27 protein-coding genes are annotated in these 24,946 nt (G+C 50.7%); 16 read left to right on the top strand and 11 right to left on the bottom strand.

The features are described from left to right. Positions 1-77: 77 nt before the first annotated feature. Positions 78-572, top strand: coding sequence for a ribonuclease E activity regulator RraA (rraA, locus tag GTPT_RS03215; protein WP_025902382.1), 495 nt, complete (start codon positions 78-80; stop codon positions 570-572). A 57-nt stretch (positions 573-629) separates the two neighbouring features. Here rraA and zapB read toward each other — a convergent pair whose 3' ends face one another. Next, positions 630-869: a cell division protein ZapB gene (zapB, locus tag GTPT_RS03210; protein WP_025902383.1), complete on the bottom strand. Its 240-nt coding sequence runs from the start codon at positions 867-869 to the stop codon at positions 630-632. Positions 870-1,293: 424 nt separating this feature from the next. Here zapB and GTPT_RS03205 point away from each other — a divergent pair, with 424 nt between their 5' ends. From GTPT_RS03205 to tpiA, 6 genes are all read left to right on the top strand, one after another. After that, positions 1,294-2,148 (top strand): MIP/aquaporin family protein, encoded by an 855-nt coding sequence (locus GTPT_RS03205; RefSeq protein WP_025902384.1) that lies wholly within the window; start codon positions 1,294-1,296, stop codon positions 2,146-2,148. A gap of 29 nt (positions 2,149-2,177) precedes the next feature. After that, the gene (gene glpK, locus GTPT_RS03200) at positions 2,178-3,695 is read left to right on the top strand and encodes a glycerol kinase GlpK (RefSeq protein WP_029991692.1); all 1,518 of its coding nucleotides are present in this window, start codon (positions 2,178-2,180) and stop codon (positions 3,693-3,695) included. Positions 3,696-3,810: 115 nt separating this feature from the next. Next, entirely contained in the window at positions 3,811-4,803 is a 993-nt protein-coding gene (gene glpX, locus GTPT_RS03195; RefSeq protein WP_029991691.1) for a class II fructose-bisphosphatase, read from the top strand. 258 nt (positions 4,804-5,061) lie between these two features. Further along, the gene (gene fpr / locus GTPT_RS03190) at positions 5,062-5,808 is read left to right on the top strand and encodes a ferredoxin--NADP(+) reductase (RefSeq protein ID WP_025902387.1); all 747 of its coding nucleotides are present in this window, start codon (positions 5,062-5,064) and stop codon (positions 5,806-5,808) included. A gap of 85 nt (positions 5,809-5,893) precedes the next feature. After that, a complete protein-coding gene (locus GTPT_RS03185) occupies positions 5,894-6,493 on the top strand; it encodes a DUF1454 family protein (protein ID WP_051170965.1) in 600 nt (199 codons plus the stop codon). A gap of 121 nt (positions 6,494-6,614) precedes the next feature. Next, complete coding sequence (gene tpiA, locus GTPT_RS03180; RefSeq protein WP_029991689.1) at positions 6,615-7,385, top strand: triose-phosphate isomerase; 771 nt, start codon at positions 6,615-6,617, stop codon at positions 7,383-7,385. A gap of 28 nt (positions 7,386-7,413) precedes the next feature. Here the strand turns inward: tpiA and GTPT_RS03175 are convergent, their stop codons facing one another. From GTPT_RS03175 to fieF, 4 genes are all read right to left on the bottom strand, one after another. Further along, positions 7,414-8,196 (bottom strand): CDP-diacylglycerol diphosphatase, encoded by a 783-nt coding sequence (locus GTPT_RS03175; protein WP_051170970.1) that lies wholly within the window; start codon positions 8,194-8,196, stop codon positions 7,414-7,416. Between the two features lie 71 nt (positions 8,197-8,267). Next, positions 8,268-9,257, bottom strand: coding sequence for a sulfate ABC transporter substrate-binding protein (locus GTPT_RS03170; protein ID WP_025902391.1), 990 nt, complete (start codon positions 9,255-9,257; stop codon positions 8,268-8,270). 133 nt (positions 9,258-9,390) lie between these two features. Next, positions 9,391-10,353: a 6-phosphofructokinase gene (pfkA, locus tag GTPT_RS03165; protein WP_025902392.1), complete on the bottom strand. Its 963-nt coding sequence runs from the start codon at positions 10,351-10,353 to the stop codon at positions 9,391-9,393. Positions 10,354-10,560: 207 nt separating this feature from the next. Then, positions 10,561-11,463, bottom strand: a complete 903-nt coding sequence (gene fieF, locus GTPT_RS03160; protein WP_025902393.1) for a CDF family cation-efflux transporter FieF — start codon at positions 11,461-11,463, stop codon at positions 10,561-10,563. Between the two features lie 449 nt (positions 11,464-11,912). Here fieF and GTPT_RS03155 point away from each other — a divergent pair, with 449 nt between their 5' ends. Next, positions 11,913-12,428 carry a T6SS effector amidase Tae4 family protein gene (locus GTPT_RS03155; protein WP_029991687.1) on the top strand — a complete coding sequence of 172 codons (516 nt, stop codon included), beginning with the start codon at positions 11,913-11,915 and terminating at the stop codon, positions 12,426-12,428. Positions 12,429-12,904: 476 nt separating this feature from the next. Here the strand turns inward: GTPT_RS03155 and GTPT_RS03145 are convergent, their stop codons facing one another. Continuing rightward, a complete protein-coding gene (locus GTPT_RS03145; RefSeq protein ID WP_029991686.1) occupies positions 12,905-13,375 on the bottom strand; it encodes a Spy/CpxP family protein refolding chaperone in 471 nt (156 codons plus the stop codon). A 151-nt stretch (positions 13,376-13,526) separates the two neighbouring features. Here GTPT_RS03145 and cpxR point away from each other — a divergent pair, with 151 nt between their 5' ends. The 3 genes from cpxR to trmL are packed head-to-tail and all read left to right on the top strand — an operon-like array spanning position 13,527 to position 16,106. Beyond that, on the top strand, positions 13,527-14,222 hold the full coding sequence (cpxR, locus tag GTPT_RS03140; protein ID WP_025902397.1) for an envelope stress response regulator transcription factor CpxR: 696 nt from the start codon (positions 13,527-13,529) through the stop codon (positions 14,220-14,222). Beyond that, the gene (gene cpxA / locus GTPT_RS03135; RefSeq protein WP_025902398.1) at positions 14,219-15,595 is read left to right on the top strand and encodes an envelope stress sensor histidine kinase CpxA; all 1,377 of its coding nucleotides are present in this window, start codon (positions 14,219-14,221) and stop codon (positions 15,593-15,595) included. The genes cpxR and cpxA overlap by 4 nt, the downstream gene beginning before the upstream one ends. 37 nt (positions 15,596-15,632) lie before the next feature. Next, the gene (gene trmL, locus GTPT_RS03130) at positions 15,633-16,106 is read left to right on the top strand and encodes a tRNA (uridine(34)/cytosine(34)/5-carboxymethylaminomethyluridine(34)-2'-O)-methyltransferase TrmL (protein WP_025902399.1); all 474 of its coding nucleotides are present in this window, start codon (positions 15,633-15,635) and stop codon (positions 16,104-16,106) included. A gap of 27 nt (positions 16,107-16,133) precedes the next feature. On the opposite strand, the gene cysE is transcribed toward trmL, so the two are convergent. The 5 genes from cysE to GTPT_RS03105 form a co-directional block, all read right to left on the bottom strand. Then, positions 16,134-16,955 (bottom strand): serine O-acetyltransferase, encoded by an 822-nt coding sequence (gene cysE / locus GTPT_RS03125; protein ID WP_025902400.1) that lies wholly within the window; start codon positions 16,953-16,955, stop codon positions 16,134-16,136. A 75-nt stretch (positions 16,956-17,030) separates the two neighbouring features. Continuing rightward, positions 17,031-18,050, bottom strand: a complete 1,020-nt coding sequence (gpsA, locus tag GTPT_RS03120) for an NAD(P)H-dependent glycerol-3-phosphate dehydrogenase (protein ID WP_025902401.1) — start codon at positions 18,048-18,050, stop codon at positions 17,031-17,033. Then, positions 18,050-18,508 (bottom strand): protein-export chaperone SecB, encoded by a 459-nt coding sequence (gene secB / locus GTPT_RS03115; RefSeq protein WP_025902402.1) that lies wholly within the window; start codon positions 18,506-18,508, stop codon positions 18,050-18,052. The genes gpsA and secB overlap by 1 nt, the downstream gene beginning before the upstream one ends. Before the next feature lie 42 nt (positions 18,509-18,550). After that, complete coding sequence (gene grxC, locus GTPT_RS03110) at positions 18,551-18,805, bottom strand: glutaredoxin 3 (RefSeq protein WP_025902403.1); 255 nt, start codon at positions 18,803-18,805, stop codon at positions 18,551-18,553. Between the two features lie 19 nt (positions 18,806-18,824). Then, on the bottom strand, positions 18,825-19,256 hold the full coding sequence (locus tag GTPT_RS03105; RefSeq protein ID WP_025902404.1) for a rhodanese-like domain-containing protein: 432 nt from the start codon (positions 19,254-19,256) through the stop codon (positions 18,825-18,827). Positions 19,257-19,508: 252 nt separating this feature from the next. Between GTPT_RS03105 and envC the strand changes: the two genes are divergently transcribed. From envC to rfaC, 5 genes are all read left to right on the top strand, one after another. Then, a complete protein-coding gene (envC, locus tag GTPT_RS03100; protein ID WP_051170962.1) occupies positions 19,509-20,810 on the top strand; it encodes a murein hydrolase activator EnvC in 1,302 nt (433 codons plus the stop codon). A gap of 40 nt (positions 20,811-20,850) precedes the next feature. Beyond that, positions 20,851-21,735 (top strand): divergent polysaccharide deacetylase family protein, encoded by an 885-nt coding sequence (locus GTPT_RS03095; RefSeq protein WP_241964931.1) that lies wholly within the window; start codon positions 20,851-20,853, stop codon positions 21,733-21,735. 245 nt (positions 21,736-21,980) lie between these two features. Continuing rightward, entirely contained in the window at positions 21,981-22,913 is a 933-nt protein-coding gene (gene rfaD, locus GTPT_RS03090) for an ADP-glyceromanno-heptose 6-epimerase (RefSeq protein ID WP_025902407.1), read from the top strand. Between the two features lie 14 nt (positions 22,914-22,927). Further along, the gene (rfaF, locus tag GTPT_RS03085; protein WP_025902408.1) at positions 22,928-23,974 is read left to right on the top strand and encodes an ADP-heptose--LPS heptosyltransferase RfaF; all 1,047 of its coding nucleotides are present in this window, start codon (positions 22,928-22,930) and stop codon (positions 23,972-23,974) included. Further along, complete coding sequence (gene rfaC / locus GTPT_RS03080; protein ID WP_029991683.1) at positions 23,975-24,946, top strand: lipopolysaccharide heptosyltransferase RfaC; 972 nt, start codon at positions 23,975-23,977, stop codon at positions 24,944-24,946.

Genomic DNA, 24,946 nt, shown 5'->3' with positions numbered 1-24,946 from the left:
AACGTTGGATGCTTTTTGCTATCCGTGGACAGAACACGATATACTTTCCTTACCTCTGGCAACCAGATGATACGGCTATGAAATACGATACCTCTGAACTGTGTGATATTTACCATGAAGAAGTGAATGTTGTAGAACCCTTGTTTTCAAACTTTGGCGGGCGCACTTCTTTTGGTGGTCAGATCACGACCGTCAAATGCTTCGAAGACAATGGCCTGATCTATGATCTGCTCGAAGAGAATGGACTGGGGCGTGTGCTGTTAATCGATGGCGGAGGCTCTGTCAGGCGTGCATTAATTGATGCGCAACTTGCTCAGCTTGCGACGCAGAATGAATGGGAAGGTATTGTTGTTTATGGCTCGGTACGTCAGGTTGACGAGCTGGAAGAACTCGATATCGGTATCCAGGCGATGGCTGCTATCCCGGCAGGAGCCGCAGGTGAAGGCATCGGAGAAAGCGATATTCGCGTCAATTTTGGCGGAGTAACCTTTTTCTCAGGCGATTATCTCTACGCAGATAACACCGGCATCATTCTTTCGGAGAACCCGTTAGGGGCAACGGAAGAAGTCTGACCTGTCTGGCAAAACGGGTGCCCCGGCACCCGATTCACGGTTCATTCCATTACAGAATTAAACCTCATCCATTTTTCCCAACAAAGCTCGCAGACGCTCCTGCCACTGCTGTTGTTCTTCTTTTAGCTGCTGGTTTTCACGAGTTAAAGAGTCATGGTTGCCGGCAACCTGCAACGATTCCTGCTTTAAAGTATTATTCTGTTCTTTCAGTTCTTCAATTTCCATCTGCAACAGGGTGATAGTATCAATCGCCTGCTGTACTTTTGCTTCCAGTTTTTCGAACATTTCAAATGACATTTTTATAACCTCTCCTATAGATCGCAAGGCGTTGATGTGCCAGCCACAACCCTACAAACCCTGTAAAATTCCTGTAGCAGGCAACAATCATCTGATTGTATGAAGCCTGATTAAGCAAGTCCAGTTACCTGGTGATTTCCGGAGCAGTCTGTAACAATTTTCGGTGAAAATAATTGGTATTTCCGGGAAAACATACCGGGAAAACATCAGCAAGGCCAGACCTCTTTCTCTCCCGGCGACCATCACGTTAACAAAATACTCGCATTCGCTCATTTTTTTTGACACAGAACACAAATTTTAAGTTCGGTATTTATCGTTTTTGCTCGTTAACGATAAGTTTACATCAGCCCTACAAGAAAAGTCGGAGGGTTCAGGGAGCGGACACATAACACCGATAAATTTAATCTCACTGAAGGAACTCATCATGAGTCAAACAACAAACACACTGACAGGGCAATGCATAGCCGAATTCATCGGCACCGGTTTGATTCTGTTTTTTGGTGCCGGATGTGTGGCTGCATTGAAACTGGCAGGTGCCAGCTTCGGACAATGGGAAATCTGTATTGTCTGGGGTCTGGCCGTCTCTATGGGCGTCTATGTGAGTGCGGGTATCTCTGGCGCGCACCTTAATCCCGCCGTCACCGTTGCCCTTTGCCTGTTTGGCAACTTTGAAGGTCGTAAAGTTATCCCTTATATTATCGCACAAGTCGCGGGGGCGTTCTGTGCCGCTGCCCTGGTGTATGCGATGTACCGCAGCTTGTTTATCGATTTTGAACAAACCCACCAGATGGTACGGGGCAGTGTGGCCAGTCTGGATCTGGCGGGCATTTTTTCCACTTATCCCAGCCCGCATATCAATGTTGCTCAGGCCTTTTTCGTCGAGCTGGTTATCACCGCTGTATTAATGGCTGTCATTATGGCACTGACTGACGATGGCAACGGATTACCGCGCGGACCACTGGCGCCGTTATTAATTGGCTTACTGGTAGCGATTATCGGTGCCGCGATGGGACCACTGACTGGCTTCGCCCTGAACCCGGCCCGTGACTTCGGTCCTAAAGTGTTTGCCGCGCTGGCAGGTTGGGGGAAAGTCGCATTCACTGGCGGACAATCTATCCCTTATTTCCTGGTTCCTGTTTTCGGGCCTCTGGTCGGCGCAAGTTTAGGGGCTTTTATCTACCGTAATTTTATCGGTCGTTATTTACCCGTGAATACTCCGCTTTCGGCAACGACAACATCAGAAGAAGCTCAGCCACGCTCTGAACAGCGTAAAGCGTAAACCTCAGTGATTTCATCAGGAAAAAAATTATGACTAACGCCGGGAATAAATACATTGTCGCACTGGATCAGGGAACCACCAGCTCACGTGCTGTCGTTCTTGACCACAATGCCAATATCATTGCAGTCTCACAGCGTGAATTTACGCAAATTTATCCGAAAACCGGCTGGGTAGAACATGACCCGATGGATATCTGGGCATCACAAAGTTCAACCCTGGTGGAAGTATTAGCTCATGCCGATATCCGTTCTGATCAGATTGCGGCTATCGGTATCACTAACCAGCGTGAAACCACCATCATCTGGGACAAAAAAACCGGTAAACCCGTGTATAACGCCATTGTATGGCAGGATCCGCGAACTGCTGATTATTGTTCAAAACTCAAAAAAGAGGGCCTTGAGGATTACATCAGGGAGACAACCGGACTGGTGATTAACCCTTACTTCTCAGGCACCAAAGTGAAGTGGATTCTGGATAATGTAGAAGGGGCACGTGAGCGGGCGCAACAGGGCGAACTCCTGTTTGGTACCGTGGATACCTGGCTGGTATGGAAAATGACCCAGGGTCGGGTACATATCACTGACTATACCAATGCTTCCAGAACTATGATGTTTGATATCCATAAACTGCAGTGGGATGACAGAATGCTGGATATCCTGGACATCCCACGCGCGATGCTGCCTGAAGTCAAAGCCTCCTCAGAGGTTTACGGCCAGACAAACATCGGGGGCAAAGGGGGTACCCGTATTCCAATCGCAGGTATTGCCGGGGATCAGCAGGCCGCGCTTTACGGCCAGTTATGTGTTCAGCCGGGCATGGCCAAAAATACCTATGGTACGGGCTGCTTTATGCTGATGAACACCGGTAAAGAAGCAGTCACCTCAACACACGGATTACTGACAACTATCGCCTGTGGTCCTGGCGGAGAAGTGAACTATGCTCTGGAAGGGGCGGTATTTATCGGCGGTGCATCTATCCAGTGGCTGCGGGATGAGCTGAATCTCTTTAACGATGCTCTGGACTCGGAATACTTTGCGACCAAGGTTAAAGATTCTAACGGCGTCTACATGGTCCCGGCATTTACCGGACTGGGCGCGCCCTACTGGGATCCCTATGCCCGTGGTGCAATTTTCGGGCTGACTCGCGGTGCGAATGCTAACCATATTATCCGTGCAACGCTTGAGTCTATTGCTTTCCAGACCCGTGATGTCCTGGAAGCGATGCAAAATGATGCCGGGACGCAGTTAAAGTCATTACGTGTTGACGGAGGGGCTGTCGCGAATAACTTCCTGATGCAATTCCAGGCCGATATTCTTGGTGCCAGGGTAGAGCGTCCGGAAGTACGGGAAGTTACCGCATTAGGTGCAGCGTACCTGGCCGGTCTGGCCGTTGGCTTCTGGAAAGACCTGGATGAAGTGCGTGAAAAATCTGTTATTGAGCGTGAGTTCCGCCCTTCTATTGAAACGACCGAGCGTAATTATCGTTATGCCGGCTGGAAAAAAGCCGTCTCCCGAGCCCGTAGCTGGGAAGATGAAAAAGAAGTTTAATGACTAAAGCCCGTTAACTGATGGCCCGCCGCTGGACTGCGGGCCATCAGTTGTAAATTTCCGACCTCCTGCCTGTGGTACACTACCTGACCTTTTTCTGCAGATAAAACCGACAATGAAACGAGAATTAGCCCTCGAATTCGCCCGCGTTACAGAAGCCGCGGCCCTGGCGGGCCATCACTGGCTTGGACGTGGCGATAAAAACCTTGCGGATGGTGCAGCCGTTAATGCCATGCGCAGTACGCTTAACTCCCTGGATATTCGTGGTCAGATTGTTATTGGTGAAGGCGAGATCGATGAAGCGCCAATGCTCTATATAGGCGAGCAGGTCGGTAGCGGACACGGTGATGAAGTCGATATTGCCGTAGACCCTATCGAAGGTACCCGAATGACCGCGATGGGACAGTCCAATGCACTGACTGTCATGGCAATCGGGAATAAAGGGGCTTTTCTGCATGCACCTGACATGTATATGGAAAAGCTGGTCACCGGGCCCGGTGCTAAAGGCTGTATTGACCTCGACCTGCCACTCGACGTGAACCTGGCCCGGATCGCGCACGCATTACAGAAGCCCTTATCCGAACTGACCGTAGCCGTCTTAGCCAAGCCACGGCATCAGGAACTGATCGGGGAACTCCATCAGGCAGGCCTGCGGGTCTATGCCTTCCCTGACGGAGATGTGGCTGCCTCTATCCTGACCTGCATGCCGGACCAGGCAGTGGATGTGATGTATGGCATTGGCGGCGCTCCGGAAGGTGTCATTTCTGCTGCGGTGATCAGTGCACTTGGCGGAGATATGCAGGCCCGATTACTGCCCCGCCATCATGTCAAAGAAGACAATGAAGAAAACCGCCTGGCCGGTGAAAAGGAATTATCACGCTGTGCCAGCATGGGCATTGAAGCAAACCGGAAGCTGACGCTATCGCAGATGGTCCATGACGATGATGTGATCTTTGCAGCGACAGGTATCACCGATGGTGACCTGCTGAAGGGGATCACCCGGAAAGGAAATATGGCCACCAGCGAAACCCTGCTCATCCGGGGGAAAAGCGGGACTGTTCGTCGTATTCAGTCGATCCACCGGCTCGACCGCCAGCCTCAACGGTAGCATCCTGCCGGGGGCAGATGAGCACGTCCTTCCCCGGGGGGCTCATCTGCCACCGTTATCCTAATCCTTGCGGGAATATCTCTGTGCTGACCGGCCTGCAGACGAGTATTAACAACCCCGGCATAAATGCGGCATTCCCCCTGACCGCGGTCAGCGTTTGTCGATATGAGCTTTCGCCTGCGCTAAGGGTGGAAAACCGGCACCATCAAAGGGATGATGGGTCTGTCATTTATTGTCTTGAACTCAGAGGAGCAACCTATGGCCGAATGGTGTGAAGGTAAAGTCATTTCTGTCACACACTGGACAGAGGCATTATTTAGTCTGGTCGTACAGGCACCGGTCAAACCTTTTGTTGCCGGACAGTTTGCAAAGCTGGCTCTGGAAATTGATGGCGAACGGGTCCAGCGGGCCTACTCGTATGTGAATGCCCCGGATGATCCGCAGGCTGAGTTTTATCTGGTGAATGTCCCTGACGGTAAACTGAGCCCGTCATTGCACCGCCTGGCGCCCGGTGACTCGCTGATGGTGACAACGGAAGCCGCCGGTTTCTTCGTCTGCGATGAAATACCGGACTGTGATACCTTGTGGATGCTGGCAACAGGAACGGCTATCGGCCCTTATCTGTCAATCCTGCAGCAGGGGGAAGGTCTGGACCGTTTCCGGCGCATTGTGCTGGTACATGCGGCCCGCTATGCCGCAGACTTAAGTTATCTGCCGTTAATGCAGGCGCTGGAGGCAAAATACAACGGTAAATTACAGATACAAACCGTTGTCAGCCGTGAAGAAAGCGAAGGGAGTCTGCATGGACGGATACCGGCACTGATTGAGAGCGGTGCGCTGGAAAATGCCACCGGCCTGTCACTCTCCGCTGAGACCAGCCATGTTATGTTATGCGGTAATCCACAGATGGTCAGAGACACGCGTGATTTACTGAAGTCCACCCGTAAAATGTTAACGCATCTGCGACGTAAACCGGGCCATATCACCAGTGAGTTGTACTGGTAACCTGACGCCGGCGTATCAGGAAGATATCCGGCAGTGGAAAGATATTTCTTTTGTCACGACAAACCAGGTGGATTAATCTTCAGTGATGAAAAACATCCTCAGAAAACTACAAAAAAGAGTCTATCGCGGGTCGTATTATGGCCTGGTTTTCTGTCTGTTTTCCGGGGGTATCCTTGCGAAGGATCTTCCTCCGGTAGCTCCGTATGTCCTCCCGGGCGCCCCGGTTTTCAGCCATACCATCGCGCAATTCAGGGAAAATTTTAATACTGTCAATCCGCAAATGCCGCTCCCCGAATACCGTACCGTCGATACCGGAGATGACGGAAATACCGTTATCCTGGCCGCCAGCCGGATAGATGAAACTCTTTACTCCTCCACCGCCCTGGAACCCGGCAGCGGTAAAATTAAAACGATTCAGATGACCTGGCTTGCTCCTGACAAGGGCACAGATAAGCACTCATTTGACCAGGCGACCGGTTATATGATGGCTTTGATCCACTTTTTTTCACCCGAGTTATCCCTTAAAGAAAGCCAGCAAAAGCTGGATTCATTATTAAAAAACGGTAAAGAAAAAGGCAGATATATCGATGCCGAGGGTGCTTTACGGTATGTCGTTTCGTACCAGGGGGACAGGGAACTGACGCTGGCAATCGAGCCTGTGAGGCTTATTTTACCGGGTTCCTGATCTGTCACTGATTTATGACGAAAAACAAAGCAGTGAAGAAATTTGAGCTTTATACTGTTTCACAGACGCCATTGCCTGACGGCAGTAGTATTTAATGAATCGCGTAAATGCGGAGGATATGATGCGACATCCATTAGTTATGGGTAACTGGAAGCTGAATGGTAACAAACAAATGACTGCCGGGCTGATCGACGGTCTGCGTAAAGCATTATCGGGTGTTGATGGCTGCGATGTTGCCATTGCCCCTCCCGTGATCTACCTCGATCAGGCGAAGCATGCCCTTTCAGGAAGCCATATTTCTCTCGGCGCACAGAATGTCGACATTAACCTTTCCGGCGCGTTCACCGGCGATATCTCTGCGGAGATGTTAAAAGATATTGGTGCAAAATATATCATTATTGGTCACTCAGAACGCCGTACTTATCATAAAGAAAGTGATGAGTTCATCGCCAAAAAATTCGCTGTATTAAAAGAAGCAGGACTGATCCCGGTGCTATGCATTGGCGAAACTGAATCTGAGAATGAAGCCGGTAAAACAGAAGAAGTGTGCGCACGTCAGATCGATGCGGTACTGAATGCACTGGGCGCTGACGCGTTTAAAGATGCGGTCATTGCTTATGAGCCTATCTGGGCTATCGGTACCGGTAAATCTGCAACCCCTGCACAGGCTCAGGCTATTCACCAGTTTATCCGTCAGCATATCGCTAAGAAAGATGCAGCCATTGCGGAACAAGTCATCATTCAGTACGGCGGTTCAGTAAACGATAAAAATGCGGCCGAGCTCTTCACTCAGCCGGATATTGATGGTGCGCTGGTCGGTGGTGCGTCACTGAAAGCAGATGCTTTCGCCGTGATCGTCAATGCCGCTGCGGCAGCCAAAAAAGCCTGCTAGTCCGGCAACGGAAAAGTACAGCGGTGCCTCAGGCACCGCTAACCGTTTTCAGTATCGAACATTGATGATCCTGCAGCTCTTCAGCAGACCCGGTATTCCCTTTCAGTAATGCTGCTTTCACTGCCAGTAACACTAACCGACCATCAGGTAATGCCGTCAGCGCAAGCCCGTAATCACCCATATGCCCCGATGCTCCGGGAATTTCATGCGCTACACGAATAAAGACGCTTTCCTGCTCCAGCTCCTGTTGGCTCAGTGTCCGGACCTGATACGGGTGTGACAGCAGAGTAATTTTCTGCCATTCAGGGCCGAAACCGGATGATGATTTCGCTAACTGTGCGGCAATATCCGGACGCAGGCAGGACATATGAATATGTAACTGATTCTGCGATCTTCCGGAGGCAGAGTTAATGGTCATTGCCAGGTCATCGTCAGGGATAGGCGCATGATAGGTTTCTGACAGCAGATGGCGTTCCCGCCAGGCGGCGAGGAAGAAGTGAGGTGTCTCTGGTTGCAGTAACAGCGGGCTTTCGATACCGTTGATCCTGTTAACCGGCATCAGCAGATATTGCAATGGACCGACAAGATCCTTAAACAGCACATACCCTCCGGCCATATCCACCTTTTTACAAGGTGCCGGATTATTATTTTTTTCCATATCCGGGACACACTGCTGGCTGACAAATTTCCATAGCACCCCGGAGTGATCCTGAACTCTGCGGTGCAGGAAAAAGAGAGCCGTCAGTAAAACCAATAAAGTTACAATAGCGATGCTCAGCCATTGTTTTTTTCTGCCAGTAAAAACACTCATCTCCATTATCCCCCTGATTAATCGAGCCTCTATGTTACGTCAATCAGGGGGAAAGTCACTTACCGTGATAGTTACTGTTTCATGATCTGGTCATAAGTCCCGCCATCACTGAAGTGTGTCTTCTGAGCCTGCTGCCAGCCACCAAATTTATCATCGACCGTAAAGAGCTTAATCGGCTTGAACTGTGATGCGAACTCTTTCGCTACCTGAGGATCACGCGGACGATAATAATTTTCGGCAGCAATCGTCTGCCCTTCTTTGGAGTACAGATATTTCAGATAAGCTTCCGCAACTTTACGGGTACCACGCTCATCAACCACTTTGTCGACAACAGCGACAGTCGGCTCTGCAAGAATAGATTCGCTCGGGGTGATAATTTCAAAATCCTGGTCTTTCAGCTTATTCTTTGCCAGGTAAGCTTCATTTTCCCAGGCGATCAGGACATCCCCTATTCCGCGTTCTGCGAAGGTATTGGTCGCACCACGGGCACCGGAATCCTGAACCTGAACATTTTTATATAACGCTTTAACGAACGCCTGGGCTTTCTGCTGATCCCCGTGATTATGATCAAGTGCATAGCCCCAGGCGGCCAGGTAGTTCCAGCGCGCCCCCCCGGACGTTTTCGGGTTCGGAGTAATAACGGCAATACCAGGCTTAATCAAATCATTCCAGTCATGGATATGCTTCGGATTCCCCTTGCGGACAAGGAAAACAATTGTTGAGGTGTAAGGTGCTGAGTTGTCAGGAAGGCGTGTAATCCAGTTTTTATTAATACGGCCGCTATTGGCGATGGCGTCCACATCTGATTGCAGTGCCAGAGTCACCACATCGGCTCTGATACCATTAATCACCGATACAGCCTGTTTGCCGGAACCACCATGTGACTGACGAATAATCACATTATCGCCAGTTTCCTGCTTATAGTGAGCACTGAACGCTTTGTTATATTGCTCATAAAATTCTCTGGTAGGATCATAAGAGACATTAAGCAACTGATAATCTTTTGCCAGCGTACTTCCGGAAACCATCAGTAATGCCAGACCAATATGCCACTTCTTCATTTTTAGCCCCCCTGGTTATATAGATACAGGGTGGCATAACCGGAAAAATAACTTAAAGAACTAAAAAGTCGTTTTTATATCTCAAATGAATAAAAGATGCGTGCCGGCAGAAAACTGCCGGCAGCTTATTGAATTAATACAATCTCTTGGCGGTTTCGAGCACATCCTTGCGGAAAGGACGCTTCATGTTCTCAATGGCATCGATAATATCGTGATGAACCATTTTCTCGTTCTGCACACCGACGCAACGGCCGCCATAGCCCTGCAATAGCAGATCGATCGCATAAGTCCCCATACGCGAAGCCAGAATCCTGTCGTAAGCACAGGGGGATCCGCCACGCTGAATATGGCCCAGCACCGTCGCACGGGTTTCCCGGCCGGTCTCTTTTTCGATATAGCGTGCCAGCTCACCGACATCACAGATAAGTTCAGTGATGGCAACGATGGCATGTTTCTTACCTTTCGCAATACCGGCATTAATTTCAGCCACTAATTCTTCACGGGTATACGGGATTTCCGGCATCACAAAAAATTCACAGCCTCCGGCAATCGCAGCCGCCAGAGTTAAATCACCACAATGCCGACCCATGACCTCAACAATAGAAATGCGCTGATGCGACGAAGAGGTATCCCGTAAACGGTCTATAGCTTCAACCACGGTTTCGAGAGCCGTATGATAACCGATGGTATAATCTGTGCCTGCCACATCGTTATCGATAGTGCCCGGTAAGCCAATGCAGGGGAAGCCCATCTCGGTCAGCCGTTTAGCCCCCATGTAAGAACCATCACCACCGATCACCACCAGCGCGTCCAGCCCGCGTTTCTTCATATTTTCCATGGCGATCAGACGTGTCGCTTCTTCACGGAATTCAGGAAAACGCGCTGATCCCAGAAACGTCCCGCCATGGTTAATCAAATCTGAGACACTATAGCGATCAAGGCTGACCATCCTGTCTTCATACAATCCGAGGTAGCCATCATAGATCCCAAAAACTTCCAGCCCTTCTCCTAATCCGGCGCGGACCACACCGCGGATAGCTGCATTCATGCCAGGGGAATCCCCGCCACTGGTCAATACACCGATTTTTTTGATCATGACAACCTCTGGATAGTCTGAAACTAAGGGTTAATCTTTTCACTCAACGCGACCATTATCTGTGTCAGCGCCGAAAATTAGAATTCATTCCGTTCTATCATATACCAAACATTTATAACCGGATTGATTCAGGTCACTCAACGCGATGACGTCACAATAATAACGTTTCTCCGGGCCGCTGCAAAATTTAACATTTTGATATTTATGCTAAATAATAAACCTGCCTCGTTTTTCATCAATCACTGAAGATGATGGATCCTGATGGATGATTACATCAGCCCCCGGGAAAAGGTTTTTCAGGGCTTTTTCGAGCGCATCGGCCCTATCATGGGCAACTCTCAACGGCAAATCATCGGCCATCTCAAGGTGAAGCTGAATAAATTTCGTGGCACCTGACTGCCGGCTTCGGAAATCATGTGCGCCACAGACTCCCGGCCATTGGGACACTATCCTGATAATCTGCTGGCGATCGTCTTCAGGCAGAGCCCTGTCCAGTAAAGACTGAACGGCTTCATATCCCATCCGTATCGCAGCGATCAGGATATAGATACCGATCCCGAAAGCAAACAGAGCATCAGCATAGGAAAAACCATGCCAGCTAAGGATCAGCGCCAGAGCAATCGCTCCGTTCATCATGACATCGGACTGGTAATGCAGCATATCGGCGCGGATAGCCTGACTTTGGGTTTTACTGACCACCCAGCGCTGAAACAGCACCAGCATCAGGGTGGAGGCCAGCGCGCAGACCGCGACGACAACCCCGATCACCGGAGCTCTGAGCTGACCGGGTGTGATGAGATGCTGAATACTGGTCAGAAATAAAAATAACGCCGACCCGCTGATAAACATACTTTGAGCAAGCGCCGCCAGAGACTCGGCCTTACCATGACCAAAAGCATGGTCATCATCCGCCGGCTGTAAGGAGTAACGCACAACTAATAAACTGGTTAATGACGCGGCAACATCCACCAGCGAATCGACCAGTGCCGCTAATACACTGACCGAGCCGGTATACCACCAGGCTATCGTTTTAACCACCAGAAGCACACACGCAAGCACCGTCGCAGCAATAGCTGCCGACGTCACCAGTCTGGCATAAGAACTCACCATAAACCTTCCTGAACGTTTGGACATCAAGAAACAGTGAACTGTGTAAATGGCTGCAACGGCTTCTGCCGGGGTAATCCGCTGACAGAAAGCAGAGATACCTCCCTGTTGCTGCTCACTTTTTATCAGTGTAACAAGGGTTGCAGATGAAAAAACGGTTTTTTTCATCTCATGATTTCTTATCCGGTATTCTGTACATCACGCCATGCGTCGGGCAAGTCTCTTCAGCCGTCAGTAAATTACGGACAAAAAAAACCTCATGACTGAGGGGGAAGACAGGGATGGTGAAGAAACCCAGTATGTAACCAAATGGAATAAAAGGATTTGTTCCATAAATCGTCTACATATTGACTACACTTCGAAAAAATCCCCAGCGAGCCGGGGATTTTCTTTTGCTTAAACTTTGTGCTAATACGTGATCTCTAAACACTTAACGTTACAGGAGTTGCGTTATGGCTTTATCGTTTGAATCTTTATGGAACGCCCATCCTGAAATTAAAGGTGATGCAAACCCTTGCCGCCTGCCTAACGGCCTCAAAGCTTTTGATGATCAATGCGCTATCCGCCTGGGTACGGCACTGGCCCGTTGTGGCTGCGATGTTACCAAACTAAAAGCTGCGTTCTGCTGGCATCACCCCAAAAAAGAGGGACATATATTGCGGGCTGAAGAACTGGCTAACGCCCTGCGGATTAGCCCGTTCAATGGCATGGCCCCTTGGGTAAAAGTGACAGTTAAAAATTTTGAGTCTGTTTTGAGAAATGAGAGAGGGATCATATTCTTTAAAGATTTCTGGAGGCGTGGAAATGAGATATTTGCTAACCGCACCGGCGATCACATCGACCTGTGGAACGGCGAACGACTGACAGCAAGATTCACCTGGTTCCGTATCCAATGGGGTTTTCATGTGGAAGGAGTCGCCAGCGATTTTTTTAACTCCAGAGAAATCTGGTTTTGGAAAGTGCGATGAAGGCGTTAAAAATAAGCATATCAGCATTCATCGGAGGGATGCTGTTCCTGCTGGCGTTTGTAGCCTGTTTTCCCAGACTCGCTCTGTTAATTAACGGTCCCGTACTCAGTAATGATGAAATGAATCAGAATACGGCATTATTCGTTATAGGTGCTCCCCTGACTGTTATAACCGGCGCACTGATCGGGGGATTTTACATGCGTCACCGACTCAACAAAAAGCACCATACCTGAACTGAACAACACCTGTTGAAGACCCCGCGACGTTGTCTACATCTTGTCTACACCCGTAACGCTATATCCTTCTTGTAACTGCTTATGGCTGTTGCAAGGAGGTCTGATTTATAAGGGGTTTTTTCTAAGTACCTGACAAAAAAAACCCCTCATGACTGAGGGGGAAGACAGGGATGGTGTCTATGGCAAGGAAAAGGGTATGGCATACTGTTGGTACTGCTTTACGGTAATCAGCGCGGCTGGTTACGGTAACTGGCTGGCGTCACGCATATCATCAATGCGTAACTCAAAATTCTTTTGCACGGTAGCCTGCTGCCCGCGGGTCAGCAAAGTAAACATCTGGTGGCGAACCCGGGCCATTTCTACCTGCTCGCTCACGTATCTCTGTGCCATTTTTTCGGCCTGCGTACGCACTGCGGCTTCATCAAAATAGGGCGCAGTCACTAAGCGGTACTGCTGAATCATCTCGCTGAGAAACAGTTCCGGCTGCATCTGGCGGGCCTGAAACATTAAGTCCCGCATTTGCTGACGCTGCTGTTCTGTTAATTCGATACCATCAAACATATGATTTTGAAGATTCTGCGCCATACTATCAGCAGTCATACTCTCAGCAGTCATCGTCATGAACGGTGCCGGATCCTTCAGCTCGTCTTGTGCAGATGCGTAACCTGCAATAACCAGTGACGAAAGTGCGGCGAAAATAAGTTGGCGCATCCTTGACTCCGGAGATGAACTGGCGTTTCTCAACCCAACGAGAGCCAGTGTAATCGAGTGGCTGCAAACATCCGTCAGGGGGTGTAAAACTACGTAAAGTGACAACCTGACATCCATGGAACACGGTATTTTTCCTGCGGAGGAAACCATAATGAATAAAATTTTGCTGGTTGATGATGATCGTGAGCTGACGTCTTTATTAAAAGAGCTGCTCGAGATGGAAGGCTTTGAAATCATAGTGGCGGATGACGGCGAGAAGGCTCTGTCTCTGCTGGATAACTCCATTGACCTGCTGTTACTGGATGTCATGATGCCACGGAAAAATGGTATTGATACCTTAAAAGAACTCCGCCAGCAGCACCAGACCCCGGTGATTATGCTGACAGCCCGCGGCAGCGAGCTGGACAGAGTTCTGGGCCTGGAACTGGGGGCAGATGACTATTTACCGAAACCGTTTAATGACCGTGAACTGGTGGCCAGGATCCGCGCTATTTTACGCCGTTCAAACTGGAGTGAGCAGCAACATACCGATAACGCCTCTCCGGCATTACAGGTCGATCAGCTGAAACTTAATCCTGGCCGTCAGGAAGCGAGCTTTGGTGAAGAGGTGCTGGAACTGACAGGGACTGAATTCACACTGCTTTACTTACTGGCGCAGCACCTGGGCCAGGTAGTCTCCAGGGAGCATCTGAGCCAGGAAGTGCTGGGTAAACGCCTGACGCCTTTTGACCGGGCCATTGATATGCATATCTCGAACCTGCGGCGTAAGCTTCCGGAACGTCTGGACGGTCATCCGTGGTTTAAAACCCTGCGCGGAAGAGGCTACCTGATGGTATCCGCTTCATGATCAGCAGCTTAACTACCCGCATCTTCGCTATATTCTGGTTAACACTGGCATTAGTGTTGATGCTGGTTCTTATGCTGCCGAAACTCGACTCACGGCAAATGACATCCCTCCTTGAAAGCGAACAGCGCCAGGGAGTGATGATTGAGCAGCATGTGGAAGCAGAATTGGCACAGGACCCACCCAATGATCTTATGTGGTGGCGCAGGCTCTATCGGGCTATCGATAAATGGGCCCCGCCGGGCCAGCACCTTCTGCTGGTCACCTCTGAAGGTCGGGTTATTGGTGCCCGCCACAATGAAATGCAGATTATCCGTAATTTTATAGGCCAGTCCGATAATGCTGATCATCCGCAAAAGAAAACCTATGGCCGTATAGAAATGGTGGGGCCTTTTTCGGTCCAGGATGGTGAAGATAATTACCAGCTCTATATGGTTCGCCCGGCCACCAGTTCTCAGCTGGACTTTATTAACCTTCTGTTTGACCGGCCTCTGTTGCTGCTGATTGTTACCATGCTGATCAGTGCACCGCTTCTGTTATGGCTGGCATGGAGCCTGGCGAAACCCGCCCGAAAACTAAAGTATGCCGCAGACGAAGTCGCCATGGGCAACCTGAGGCAACACCCGGAACTGGAATCAGGGCCTCAGGAGTTCCTGGCCGCAGGCGCCAGTTTTAACCAGATGATCAGTGCACTTGAACGTATGATGACGGCCCAGCAGCGATTACTGTCGGACATCAGCCATGAGCTGAGAACGCCGCTGACACGCCTGCAACTGGCCACCGCACTCCTGCGCCGTCGGTCGGGTGAGAGCAAGGAACTTGCCCGGATTGAAACAGAAGCCCAGCGTCTGGACGGTATGATCAATGATTTATTAGTGCTTTCCCGTACCCAGCACAACAATGCACTGGTCAGCGAAGCGATGAAAGCCAGTCAGCTATGGAACGGGGTGCTGGAAGACGCTCAGTTTGAAGCGGAACAAATGGGGAAAAAGATGGATATCCCCTATCCGCCAGGACCATGGCCGTTGTACGGCAACCCTCACGCCCTGGAGAGTGCGCTGGAAAATATTATCCGTAATGCGTTGCGTTATTCGCATTCACACATCAGTGTGGAGTTCTCTGTTGACCGTTCCGGTATCACTATCCATGTGGACGACGACGGGCCAGGCGTAAGTCCTGAGGACAGAGAACAAATATTCAGGCCGTTTTATCGTACGGATGAAGCCAGAGATCGGGAATCCGGAGGTACAGGTCTGGGACTGGCAATTGTCGATACTGCATTGCAGCAGCATAACGGCTGGGTTAAAGCGGATGACAGTCCGTTAGGCGGATTACGTCTGACTATCTGGCTACCGTTATACTCTGTACGCGAATAATTTGTTATTCTGCGGCTCTCGTGAGCGGGAGCCCTTTATGATTAATATCGTCTTATTTGAGCCAGAAATTCCACCGAATACCGGTAATATCATTCGTCTGTGTGCGAATACCGGTTTCTCATTGCACTTAATTGAACCCCTCGGATTTACCTGGGATGATAAACGCCTGCGTCGTGCCGGCCTGGACTACCATGAATTTACGGCTATCCGCCGTCATGCAAATTATCAGGCCTTTCTCGACAGTGAACACCCTGCCCGCTTGTTCGCGCTTACCACCAAAGGCACTCCGGCCCATAGTGCTGTGGCATGGCAGGCAGGTGACTATCTGATGTTTGGCCCGGAAAGCCGTGGTTTACCTGCGGAAATACTGGAAAGTATACCTGCGATGCAGAAAATACGTATCCCGATGGTACCGCAAAGCCGGAGTATGAATTTATCAAACTCAGTGGCTGTTGTGGTTTATGAGGCCTGGCGACAGCTGGACTATGCCGGGGCGCTGGTTAAAGCGTAAATAAAGCCGGCGCCGCATGCGCCGGATTCAGATACCATCCCCGAATTCAAACCCCGGGATAGTGCCATTGAAATGCTGATCCATATCCATGGCTGGTTTTTCACTGGCGGGCCTGCCAACGATCCTTGCCGGCACCCCAGCCACCGTCGTATGAGGCGGTACCGGTTGCAGAACGACTGAACCTGCACCGATTTTCGCCCCCCGCCCGACGTCGATGTTACCCAGAACTTTTGCCCCTGCACCAATCATCACCCCTTCGCGGATTTTAGGGTGACGATCACCACAGGTTTTTCCGGTTCCGCCAAGAGTGACAGATTGCAGAATGGAAACATCATTTTCGATAATCGCCGTTTCCCCGACCACAATACCGGTGGCATGATCCAGCATGATGCCGCACCCGATAGTCGCTGCGGGATGAATATCCACCCCGAATGAGACGGAAATTTCATTCTGCAGATAAACAGCCAGCGATCGACGTCCCTCTTTCCATAGCCAGTTACCGATACGGTAAGCCTGGAGCGCATGGAACCCCTTCAGATACAATAACGGAGTAGAGTATTTATCCACGGCCGGGTCACGCTGACGAACCGCGGTGACATCCCGGGCGGCAGAGAAGATCATTGACGGGTCTTTACGGTAAGCTTCTTCGACAATTTCTCTGACAGCAATGGCCGGCATAATAGGATTAGCCAGTTTATTGGCCAGCAAATAGCTCAGGGCACTGCCCAGATTTTCGTGTTTAAGCAGTGTCGCATGAAAAAAACTGGCAAGCATAGGTTCACCTTCCGCCAGACTCCTGGCTTCCGTAATAATGCTTTCCCAGATTTGCGCTAACTCTTCAGACGACATCGTTAAACTCCCGATAAAAAAGCGCCCGGACAGGCGCTTAAAGACTTAGTGATGGAATACTATTCAGCGCGTTGCTCAGAGCGCCTCTTTCTCATCTTTTCTTTCACGGCCTAATAAAGACAGGGCTGCCTCTCTGGCAGATTTCCCGCAATACAGCACCTGATAGATTTGCTCGGTAATGGGCATTTCAACCCCCGTACGGGCTGCCAGTATTCTGACTTCTTTAGTATTTCGGTAACCTTCGACAACCTGGCCGATACTTTTCTCTGCCACATCGACGCTGTTCCCCTGGCCCAGTAACATACCAAAACGCCGGTTACGCGACTGATTGTCCGTACAGGTCAGTACCAAATCGCCCAGTCCGGCCATTCCCATAAATGTGGTCGGGTCTGCCCCGAGCGCCACACCTAAGCGGCTCATCTCGGCCAGTCCGCGAGTGATTAAGGCCGTTCGGGCATTCGCCCCGAAGCCTATACCATCAGAGATTCCGGCCCCGATAGCAATCACATTTTTCACGGCACCGCCCAGTTGTACACCGACCAGGTCATGGTTGCTGTACACACGAAAGCTTTTTCCGCAATGCAACTTCTGTTGTAACGCTTCAGAAAATTCCGGACTGGCAGACGCCAGAGCTATAGCCGTCGGCATCCCCGCGGCAAGTTCCCGGGCAAAGGTCGGTCCGGAAATGACAGCCAGCGGGATCGCCGGGCCGAGAATATCTCGCGCCACATCCTGCAGTAATCTTCCGGTTTCACTTTCCAGCCCTTTTGTTGCCCAGACCAGACGGGAATCGGCTTCCAGCAAAGGCTGGATCTGCTTCAGCACCTGACCAAAGACATGGCTGGGAACCACAACCAGAATGTCCTGGCTGGCCGCCACCGCTTTTTCCAGAGAAGGCTCAATCAGCAGATTGTCGGGGAAAGTCACATCCGGCAGAAATTCCGTATTACAACGGTCGGCCTGCAGACGTTCAAGATGGTGCGGGTTATGCCCCCACAAAACGACCGGATGGCCATTACGCGCCAGCGTAATGGCCAGAGCGGTGCCGTAGGAACCGGCACCGATAACACTGACAGAATCACTACGACTATTCATCAGGCTTCCTGCGGAGCGCTACCTTCCTGTTCCTGCAGGTAGTTCATGAATAATGCATCAAAGTTTACCGGTGCCAGGTTCAGCTGTGGGAACGTACCACGGGACACCAGACCTGAAATGCACTCGCGCGCATAAGGGAACAGGATGTTCGGGCAATAGGCACCCAGGCAATGTGCCATCTGAGTTCCTTCAATGCCGGAGATAGTGAAAATACCCGCCTGCTGTACTTCACACAGGAAAGCAGTTTCTTCACCCACTGTCGCCGTCACGGTGACGCGTAATACGACTTCAAAAATACCGTCAGCCAGTTGTGAGGATGCTGTATCCAGGTCCAGTTTAACTTCAGGTTCCCACTCTTTCTGGAAAACCTGCGGTGCATTTGGCGCTTCGAAAGAGATGTCTTTAGTGTAGACACGCTGGATCTGGAAAGTCATTTCACTGTTATTTTGTTCTGACATGGTACTTGGTCCTGTTAAGTTGAAAGTAGTCCCGCCCGGAAATCAGGCTTGTAATAAAGGGTCCAGACCCTGTTCAGCCTCAAGGGCATACAGGTCATCACAACCGCCAATATGTGTTCCGTTAATGAAAATCTGAGGTACTGTGGTTCGCCCGCTGCGCTCGATCATTCCGGCGCGTTTTTCGGCATCACCATCAATAGGGATCTCATTAAATGCAGCCCCTTTCTTCTCTAACAGTGCTTTTGCACGGTGGCAGAACGGGCAGGTCTGCTTAGTGTAAATATCGATTATTGCCATTGTCAGTACCTCTGCGACATTATTTTCCACGAACAAGCGGCAGGTTTTCACCATTCCAGCCACTGATCCCTTCTTTCAATACCGAAACCTGAGTAAAACCGGCAGCACTCAACTGCGCTGCGGCCTCACCGGCAGACTGTCCGGTAGCACAGGCAACAATCACTGGCTGATCTTTAAATTTTTCGATTTCAGTCAGATTGCCTTTTTTCACCTCAGCCGCGGCCAGGTTCACCGCACCGGAAATGTGACCTCTGCGGAAGTCATCACGTGAACGCACATCAACCACCACTGCATTGGCCTTATTGATAAGATGCGTCGCTTCACCACGACTGATGGTTTTAACTTTTGAAAACAGCCCCTTAAAGGTAGTAACAATCACCAGGACTAATAAGACAACCCAGGCGAGGCAAAGCACCAGGTGATTGTGTGCAAATTCCATAATATCTTGCATGAGGGGTAACAACTCCAGACCGGACAAAATTTAGATAATATAAGGGTTCTGAGTATACCTGTGCAGCCTGCCATGTACAGACACTAACACCATCGAAGGTTCAATTTATGTGAGACCTGGCCGATAAATCCTGCAATTCAGCGCTCAACCCTTACCTGTTGTCTGATTATGCCATTAATGAGCGGATACAAACACTAAATCCCTCCGGCGACGCTGGTAAGGCGTCAGGCATCGTGAAATAATCGTCTCCTTATGACGAAAAAAAAGCCTGAAATCCGCATTTCGCCAGAAACAGGATCCTGCCAACAAACGTTGCCCCGGAAACTGCTGCCGCTGGTCATGAGCCTGCTTTATGCGGGCATCGTTTGCTTTCCTTTTCCAGGCCAGACGGCCGACGATAGTAAGGCACAGCTGAACTCTATCCGACAGGATATTGCTGATAAGGAAAAACATGTCCGGACTCAGAAAATTCAGCGCAGTAATTTACTGGATCAACTGCAAAGCCAGGAAAAAGTCATCGCTCAGGCGAGCCGGCAATTACGGCAGACCCAACTGACGCTCGACGGGATCAACCGTGATATCGGCGACCTGGCCCGCAATATTGCCACGTTACAAGATAAGCAAAACCGCGAAGAAGATCTGCTGGCTCAGCAGCTGGACGCTGCATTCCGGCAGGGGCAGCACAGCGGTCTCGAACTGCTGCTCAGTGGTGAGGCAGGACAACGTGATGACCGTATTCTGACGTATTTCACGTATCTCAATCAGGCCCGTCAGCAAAATATCACTGACCTGAAACAGACCCGGGCCGATCTGGCAGAGAAAAAAAGCGTGCTGGAACAGAAACAGCAGCAACAGCAACAATTACTCCGACAACATCAGGCCCAGCAGGTCAGGCTGGAGCAGGCCAGAAGCGCGCGTCAGCGCACACTGACGATTCTGGAATCCTCGCTGGAAAAAGATCAGGCGGATCTGGTGGAAATGCGCCAGAACGAAAGCCGCCTGCAGGCAAAAATTGCCAGAGCAGAACAGATAGCGAAAGCCCGCGCCGAGCAGGAGGCACGGGAAGCAGAACAGGTTCGCCAGCGTCAGGCTCAGGCCAAAGCGTCCGGGTCCAGTTACCAGCCGACCACCGGTGAGCGTGAGCTAATGGCCCGCACGGGAGGACTGGGACGACCTGCCGGCCAGTATCCGTGGCCGGTACGGGGCAAACTGTTACACCGGTTTGGTGAAACATTACAAGGTGAACTACGCTGGAAAGGATTAGTCATAGGCGCACCTGAAGGTTCCGATGTCAGAGCAATTGCTGACGGGCGTGTCATTATGGCTGACTGGCTGCAGGGGTACGGGCTGGTTATTGTGATAGAACATGGTAAAGGTGATATGACGCTGTATGGCTATAACCAAAGCGCTCTGGTGAATGTCGGTCAACAAGTCAGCGCAGGGCAACCCATCGCGCTGGTCGGTACCAGTGGCGGGCAAGGTGTTTCTGCGTTGTATTTTGAAATACGTCGACAGGGACAGGCGGTCAATCCTCTCAGCTGGTTAGGGAAATAATGTGTCACAGACTCTGAAAATAGCCGCTTTTCTGGGTGGTATGCTGATTTGTCAGTCTGCGCTGGCCGGTAAGCTGGCAATTGTCATCGATGACTTCGGCTATCGCCCTAAAGAAGAAAATCAAGTATTGCAAATGCCGGCAGCCATCTCAGTTGCCGTGTTGCCGGATGCCACTCATGCCAGGCAAATGGCCATCAGAGCACATCAGACAGGACATGAAGTCCTGATCCATTTACCCATGGCTCCTCTGAGCAAGCAGCCACTGGAAAAAAACACCCTGACTCCGGACATGAGCAGTGACCAAATTGCCGAAATTATTAAGCGGGCTGTACAGAACGTTCCTTATGCCGTCGGGCTGAACAACCATATGGGCAGTAAAATGACGTCCAGCCTGCCAGGCATGATAAAAGTGATGCAGGTACTCAACCACTACAACTTTTATTTTCTCGACAGCATGACTATCGGTAACAGTCAGTCGATCCCTGCCTCAAAAGGGACTCATGTCCGGGTACTGAAGCGGAAAGTCTTCCTTGATGATACACAGAACGACGCAGATATCCGAAAACAGTTTTTACGTGCCATCGCACTCGCCAGGCGCGATGGCTCAGCCATTGCTATCGGACACCCTCATCCGGCCACAGTAAGGGTTTTACAACAGATGCTGGCAACGCTTCCGCCGGATATCACCCTGGTCCGGCCCAGCCAGTTACTGAATGAAAACCCGTTACCGTCACAGGGCGAAGCCGCTCTGAAACAAACAACACACACCGGAGCTAAAAAACAGGCTCCGGCGGTATCAGAGATGACACAACAGTGCCGTACTGCGCATAAATCAGCCCCGTTACAACCGTCTCAGGGGGTTGCAATAATCTATAACAGCCTGAAGAACAGCCAGTTTATCCGGGATCTTCGCGCGCTCTTTTAAGCAGTAACAGGCACCCTTATCAACCACCGGTAAGGGTGCCGTAATTCCTGCCGACTGCTGAAGATCATCCTCCCGGATATCGACCTTACCTTTCTCTGTCTCATCAATTCTGAAAAATGTTTTACCGTGCGCCGGGATACGTTACGCGGTATGACGGCCTCTGCCTTTACTCCGCGTGAAATGGTATCATTCAGCCATATCAACCTGTTTCTCCGGACTCTACGTCCTTACTGAAAGGCACGCTTATGATTATCGTAACTGGTGGCGCCGGCATGATCGGCAGCAATATTGTTAAAGCGCTAAATGACCGTGGATATACCGACATTCTGGTCGTAGATAACCTGAAAGATGGTACAAAATTTGTCAATCTGGCTGATCTGAATATCAGCGATTATATGGATAAGGAAGAATTCCTTGTCAGTTTGATGGCGGGTGACGATTTTGGCCCTATCGACGCTATTTTCCATCAGGGTGCCTGCTCCTCAACGACGGAGTGGGACGGTAAGTACATGATGGATAATAACTATCAGTACTCAAAAGAGCTGCTGCATTTCTGTCTTGAACGCCAGATCCCGTTCCTGTATGCCTCTTCTGCAGCAACTTACGGCGGCCGGAATGATAATTTTATAGAAGAGCGTCAGTACGAAGCACCACTCAATGTGTACGGTTACTCAAAAATGCTGTTCGATCATTATGTGCGCAGCATTCTGCCGGAAGCCGAATCACCGGTCTGTGGTTTCCGTTATTTCAATGTATATGGTCCGCGCGAAGGGCATAAAGGCAGCATGGCCAGCGTCGCCTTCCACCTGAATACTCAAATTAATCAGGGTGAAAACCCGAAACTGTTCGCCGGCAGCGAAAACTTCCAGCGTGACTTTATCTATGTTCAGGATGTTGCGGCCGTCAACCTGTGGTGCTGGGAAAACCACGTTTCAGGTATTTATAACTGCGGTACCGGCCGGGCAGAGTCTTTCCAGGCCGTTGCCGATGCTGTGCTTGCCTGGCACGGTGAGGGTGAAGTGGAATACATTCCTTTCCCGGAAAAGCTGAAAGGACGTTATCAGGAATATACTCAGGCGGATCTCACTAACCTGCGGTCGACTGGCTATGATAAGCCTTTCAAAACCGTGGCTGAAGGTGTGACAGAGTATATGGCTTGGCTGAATCATAAAGCTTAAGAGAGCTTATCGCGATGAAAATACTGGTGATCGGCCCTTCATGGGTTGGCGATATGATGATGTCACAAAGTCTCTATCGTACACTGAAGACACGCTATCCGGAGGCTATCATTGATGTGATGGCTCCGGCCTGGTGTCGCCCTTTATTGTCGAGAATGCCCGAAGTGAATGAGGCTCTGGCGATGCCCCTCGGGCATGGCGCTCTGGCATTAGGGGAAAGGAGACAGATTGGCCGATCACTACGTAGCAGTCATTATGACCAGGCCTATGTATTACCTAACTCGTTTAAATCTGCATTGGTTCCTTTCTTTGCGGGGATAAAAACACGCACCGGCTGGCGCGGAGAAATGCGCTATGGCGTACTTAACGATGCCAGAACGCTGAATAAAACGGACTTTCCGCTGATGGTAGAGCGCTACGTCGCACTGGCGTATGACGCGGGGACAATAGCCTCCGCAGCCGACCTGCCTCAGCCGCTGTTATGGCCAAAGCTTTCCGTCAGTGAATCAGAAAAAACAGAGACCGCTGGATTATTCTCCCTGCCGGGTGACCGGCCTGTCGTCGGTTTTTGCCCCGGCGCTGAGTTCGGCCCGGCGAAACGCTGGCCACATTATCACTATGCTGTGCTGGCTCAGAAACTCATCGCCCGGGGTTACCGGGTTGTACTGTTCGGTTCAGAAAAAGATCACGATGTCGGGGAAGATATCCGCCACAGTCTGGATGACGATGACAATGCCTGCTGCCATAATCTGGCCGGAAAAACCAGCCTGGAACAGGCGGTGGTGCTGCTGGCAAGATGCGCGGCGGTTGTCAGTAATGATTCCGGGCTTATGCACATTGCCGCGGCGCTTGACCGGCCACTGGTCGCGTTATATGGCCCCAGCAGCCCCGATTTTACGCCTCCGTTATCAGATAAAGCACGGGTGATCCGTCTGATCACTGGCTATCATAAAATCCGAAAAGGCGACACTGACCTTGGTTATCATCAGAGTCTGATTGATATTACACCTGCACGTGTTATGGATGAGCTGACTTTATTACTTAGCCCCGCAGGAGAATAAATGCAGGTCCTGATTGTTAAAACATCTTCCATGGGAGATGTGATCCATACCCTCCCGGCATTAACTGATGCCATGCAGGCTATTCCCGGCATCCGCTTTGACTGGGTCGTCGAAGAAAATTTCAGCCAGATCCCGGGGTGGCATCCTGCGGTCGATCAGGTACTGCCGGTCGCTATCAGACGCTGGCGTAAGCACTGGTTTGGAACGCAACAGCGGGAAGAACGCTTTCGCTTCAAGCAACGTCTGCGACTGCGTGAGTATGATGCGATTATTGATGCTCAGGGGCTTATCAAAAGCGCCGCGCTGGTGACCCGACTGGCCCACGGAACCAAACACGGGGCCGACAAAAGTAGCGTGCGCGAGCCATTCGCCTGCTGGTGGTATGACAAACGACATTCCATACCTCTGCAACAGCATGCCGTTGAACGTACCCGGCAATTATTTGCCAAAAGTCTGGGGTATGAAAAGCCGGTAACGCAGGGTGATTACGCAATTGCCAGGCATTTTATTCATGATTTGCCGGACGATGCCGGAAAATATATGGTCTTTCTGCATTCCACGACTCGTGATAATAAACACTGGCCGGAAGAACACTGGCAAGCGCTTATTCATCGCGTTACTCAGCAGGGTTATACCGTCAAGCTGCCGTGGGGCACAGAGGCCGAATATCAGCGTGCGGCACGGCTGGCGACCGGCTCAGAACAGGTCACTGTTTTGCCAAAACTGTCACTGGCAGAAGTTGCCCGTGAGCTGGCCGGTGCAAAAGTCATTATTTCTGTGGATACGGGCCTTAGCCACCTGGCCGCGGCACTGGACCGCCCTAACATTACTTTATATGGCCCGACAGACCCCGGGTTAATTGGCGGTTATGGAAAAAACCAGATAGCACTGCGTCCGCCAGCCGGTAACACTATGGGCGACATCACTGCCGATGCCGTAGATACAAAAATACAGGCACTACTGGATCGCTAA

It is taken from the genome of Tatumella ptyseos ATCC 33301, from assembly GCF_000735525.1.
Classification (GTDB): Bacteria; Pseudomonadota; Gammaproteobacteria; order Enterobacterales; family Enterobacteriaceae; genus Tatumella; species Tatumella ptyseos.
The sequence above is the reverse complement of the archived record's forward strand: the minus strand, read 5'-3'. Positions and strand labels throughout refer to the sequence as shown.

What these genes read in the sequence shown, in the direction of transcription:
- rraA (WP_025902382.1), top strand. Translation starts at nt 78, where the DNA reads ATGAAATACGATACCTCTGAACTGTGTGATATTTACCATGAAGAAGTG.
- zapB (WP_025902383.1), bottom strand. Translation starts at nt 869, where the DNA reads ATGTCATTTGAAATGTTCGAAAAACTGGAAGCAAAAGTACAGCAGGCG.
- GTPT_RS03205 (WP_025902384.1), top strand. Translation starts at nt 1,294, where the DNA reads ATGAGTCAAACAACAAACACACTGACAGGGCAATGCATAGCCGAATTC.
- glpK (WP_029991692.1), top strand. Translation starts at nt 2,178, where the DNA reads ATGACTAACGCCGGGAATAAATACATTGTCGCACTGGATCAGGGAACC.
- glpX (WP_029991691.1), top strand. Translation starts at nt 3,811, where the DNA reads ATGAAACGAGAATTAGCCCTCGAATTCGCCCGCGTTACAGAAGCCGCG.
- fpr (WP_025902387.1), top strand. Translation starts at nt 5,062, where the DNA reads ATGGCCGAATGGTGTGAAGGTAAAGTCATTTCTGTCACACACTGGACA.
- GTPT_RS03185 (WP_051170965.1), top strand. Translation starts at nt 5,894, where the DNA reads ATGAAAAACATCCTCAGAAAACTACAAAAAAGAGTCTATCGCGGGTCG.
- tpiA (WP_029991689.1), top strand. Translation starts at nt 6,615, where the DNA reads ATGCGACATCCATTAGTTATGGGTAACTGGAAGCTGAATGGTAACAAA.
- GTPT_RS03175 (WP_051170970.1), bottom strand. Translation starts at nt 8,196, where the DNA reads ATGAGTGTTTTTACTGGCAGAAAAAAACAATGGCTGAGCATCGCTATT.
- GTPT_RS03170 (WP_025902391.1), bottom strand. Translation starts at nt 9,257, where the DNA reads ATGAAGAAGTGGCATATTGGTCTGGCATTACTGATGGTTTCCGGAAGT.
- pfkA (WP_025902392.1), bottom strand. Translation starts at nt 10,353, where the DNA reads ATGATCAAAAAAATCGGTGTATTGACCAGTGGCGGGGATTCCCCTGGC.
- fieF (WP_025902393.1), bottom strand. Translation starts at nt 11,463, where the DNA reads ATGGTGAGTTCTTATGCCAGACTGGTGACGTCGGCAGCTATTGCTGCG.
- GTPT_RS03155 (WP_029991687.1), top strand. Translation starts at nt 11,913, where the DNA reads ATGGCTTTATCGTTTGAATCTTTATGGAACGCCCATCCTGAAATTAAA.
- GTPT_RS03145 (WP_029991686.1), bottom strand. Translation starts at nt 13,375, where the DNA reads ATGCGCCAACTTATTTTCGCCGCACTTTCGTCACTGGTTATTGCAGGT.
- cpxR (WP_025902397.1), top strand. Translation starts at nt 13,527, where the DNA reads ATGAATAAAATTTTGCTGGTTGATGATGATCGTGAGCTGACGTCTTTA.
- cpxA (WP_025902398.1), top strand. Translation starts at nt 14,219, where the DNA reads ATGATCAGCAGCTTAACTACCCGCATCTTCGCTATATTCTGGTTAACA.
- trmL (WP_025902399.1), top strand. Translation starts at nt 15,633, where the DNA reads ATGATTAATATCGTCTTATTTGAGCCAGAAATTCCACCGAATACCGGT.
- cysE (WP_025902400.1), bottom strand. Translation starts at nt 16,955, where the DNA reads ATGTCGTCTGAAGAGTTAGCGCAAATCTGGGAAAGCATTATTACGGAA.
- gpsA (WP_025902401.1), bottom strand. Translation starts at nt 18,050, where the DNA reads ATGAATAGTCGTAGTGATTCTGTCAGTGTTATCGGTGCCGGTTCCTAC.
- secB (WP_025902402.1), bottom strand. Translation starts at nt 18,508, where the DNA reads ATGTCAGAACAAAATAACAGTGAAATGACTTTCCAGATCCAGCGTGTC.
- grxC (WP_025902403.1), bottom strand. Translation starts at nt 18,805, where the DNA reads ATGGCAATAATCGATATTTACACTAAGCAGACCTGCCCGTTCTGCCAC.
- GTPT_RS03105 (WP_025902404.1), bottom strand. Translation starts at nt 19,256, where the DNA reads ATGCAAGATATTATGGAATTTGCACACAATCACCTGGTGCTTTGCCTC.
- envC (WP_051170962.1), top strand. Translation starts at nt 19,509, where the DNA reads ATGACGAAAAAAAAGCCTGAAATCCGCATTTCGCCAGAAACAGGATCC.
- GTPT_RS03095 (WP_241964931.1), top strand. Translation starts at nt 20,851, where the DNA reads ATGCTGATTTGTCAGTCTGCGCTGGCCGGTAAGCTGGCAATTGTCATC.
- rfaD (WP_025902407.1), top strand. Translation starts at nt 21,981, where the DNA reads ATGATTATCGTAACTGGTGGCGCCGGCATGATCGGCAGCAATATTGTT.
- rfaF (WP_025902408.1), top strand. Translation starts at nt 22,928, where the DNA reads ATGAAAATACTGGTGATCGGCCCTTCATGGGTTGGCGATATGATGATG.
- rfaC (WP_029991683.1), top strand. Translation starts at nt 23,975, where the DNA reads ATGCAGGTCCTGATTGTTAAAACATCTTCCATGGGAGATGTGATCCAT.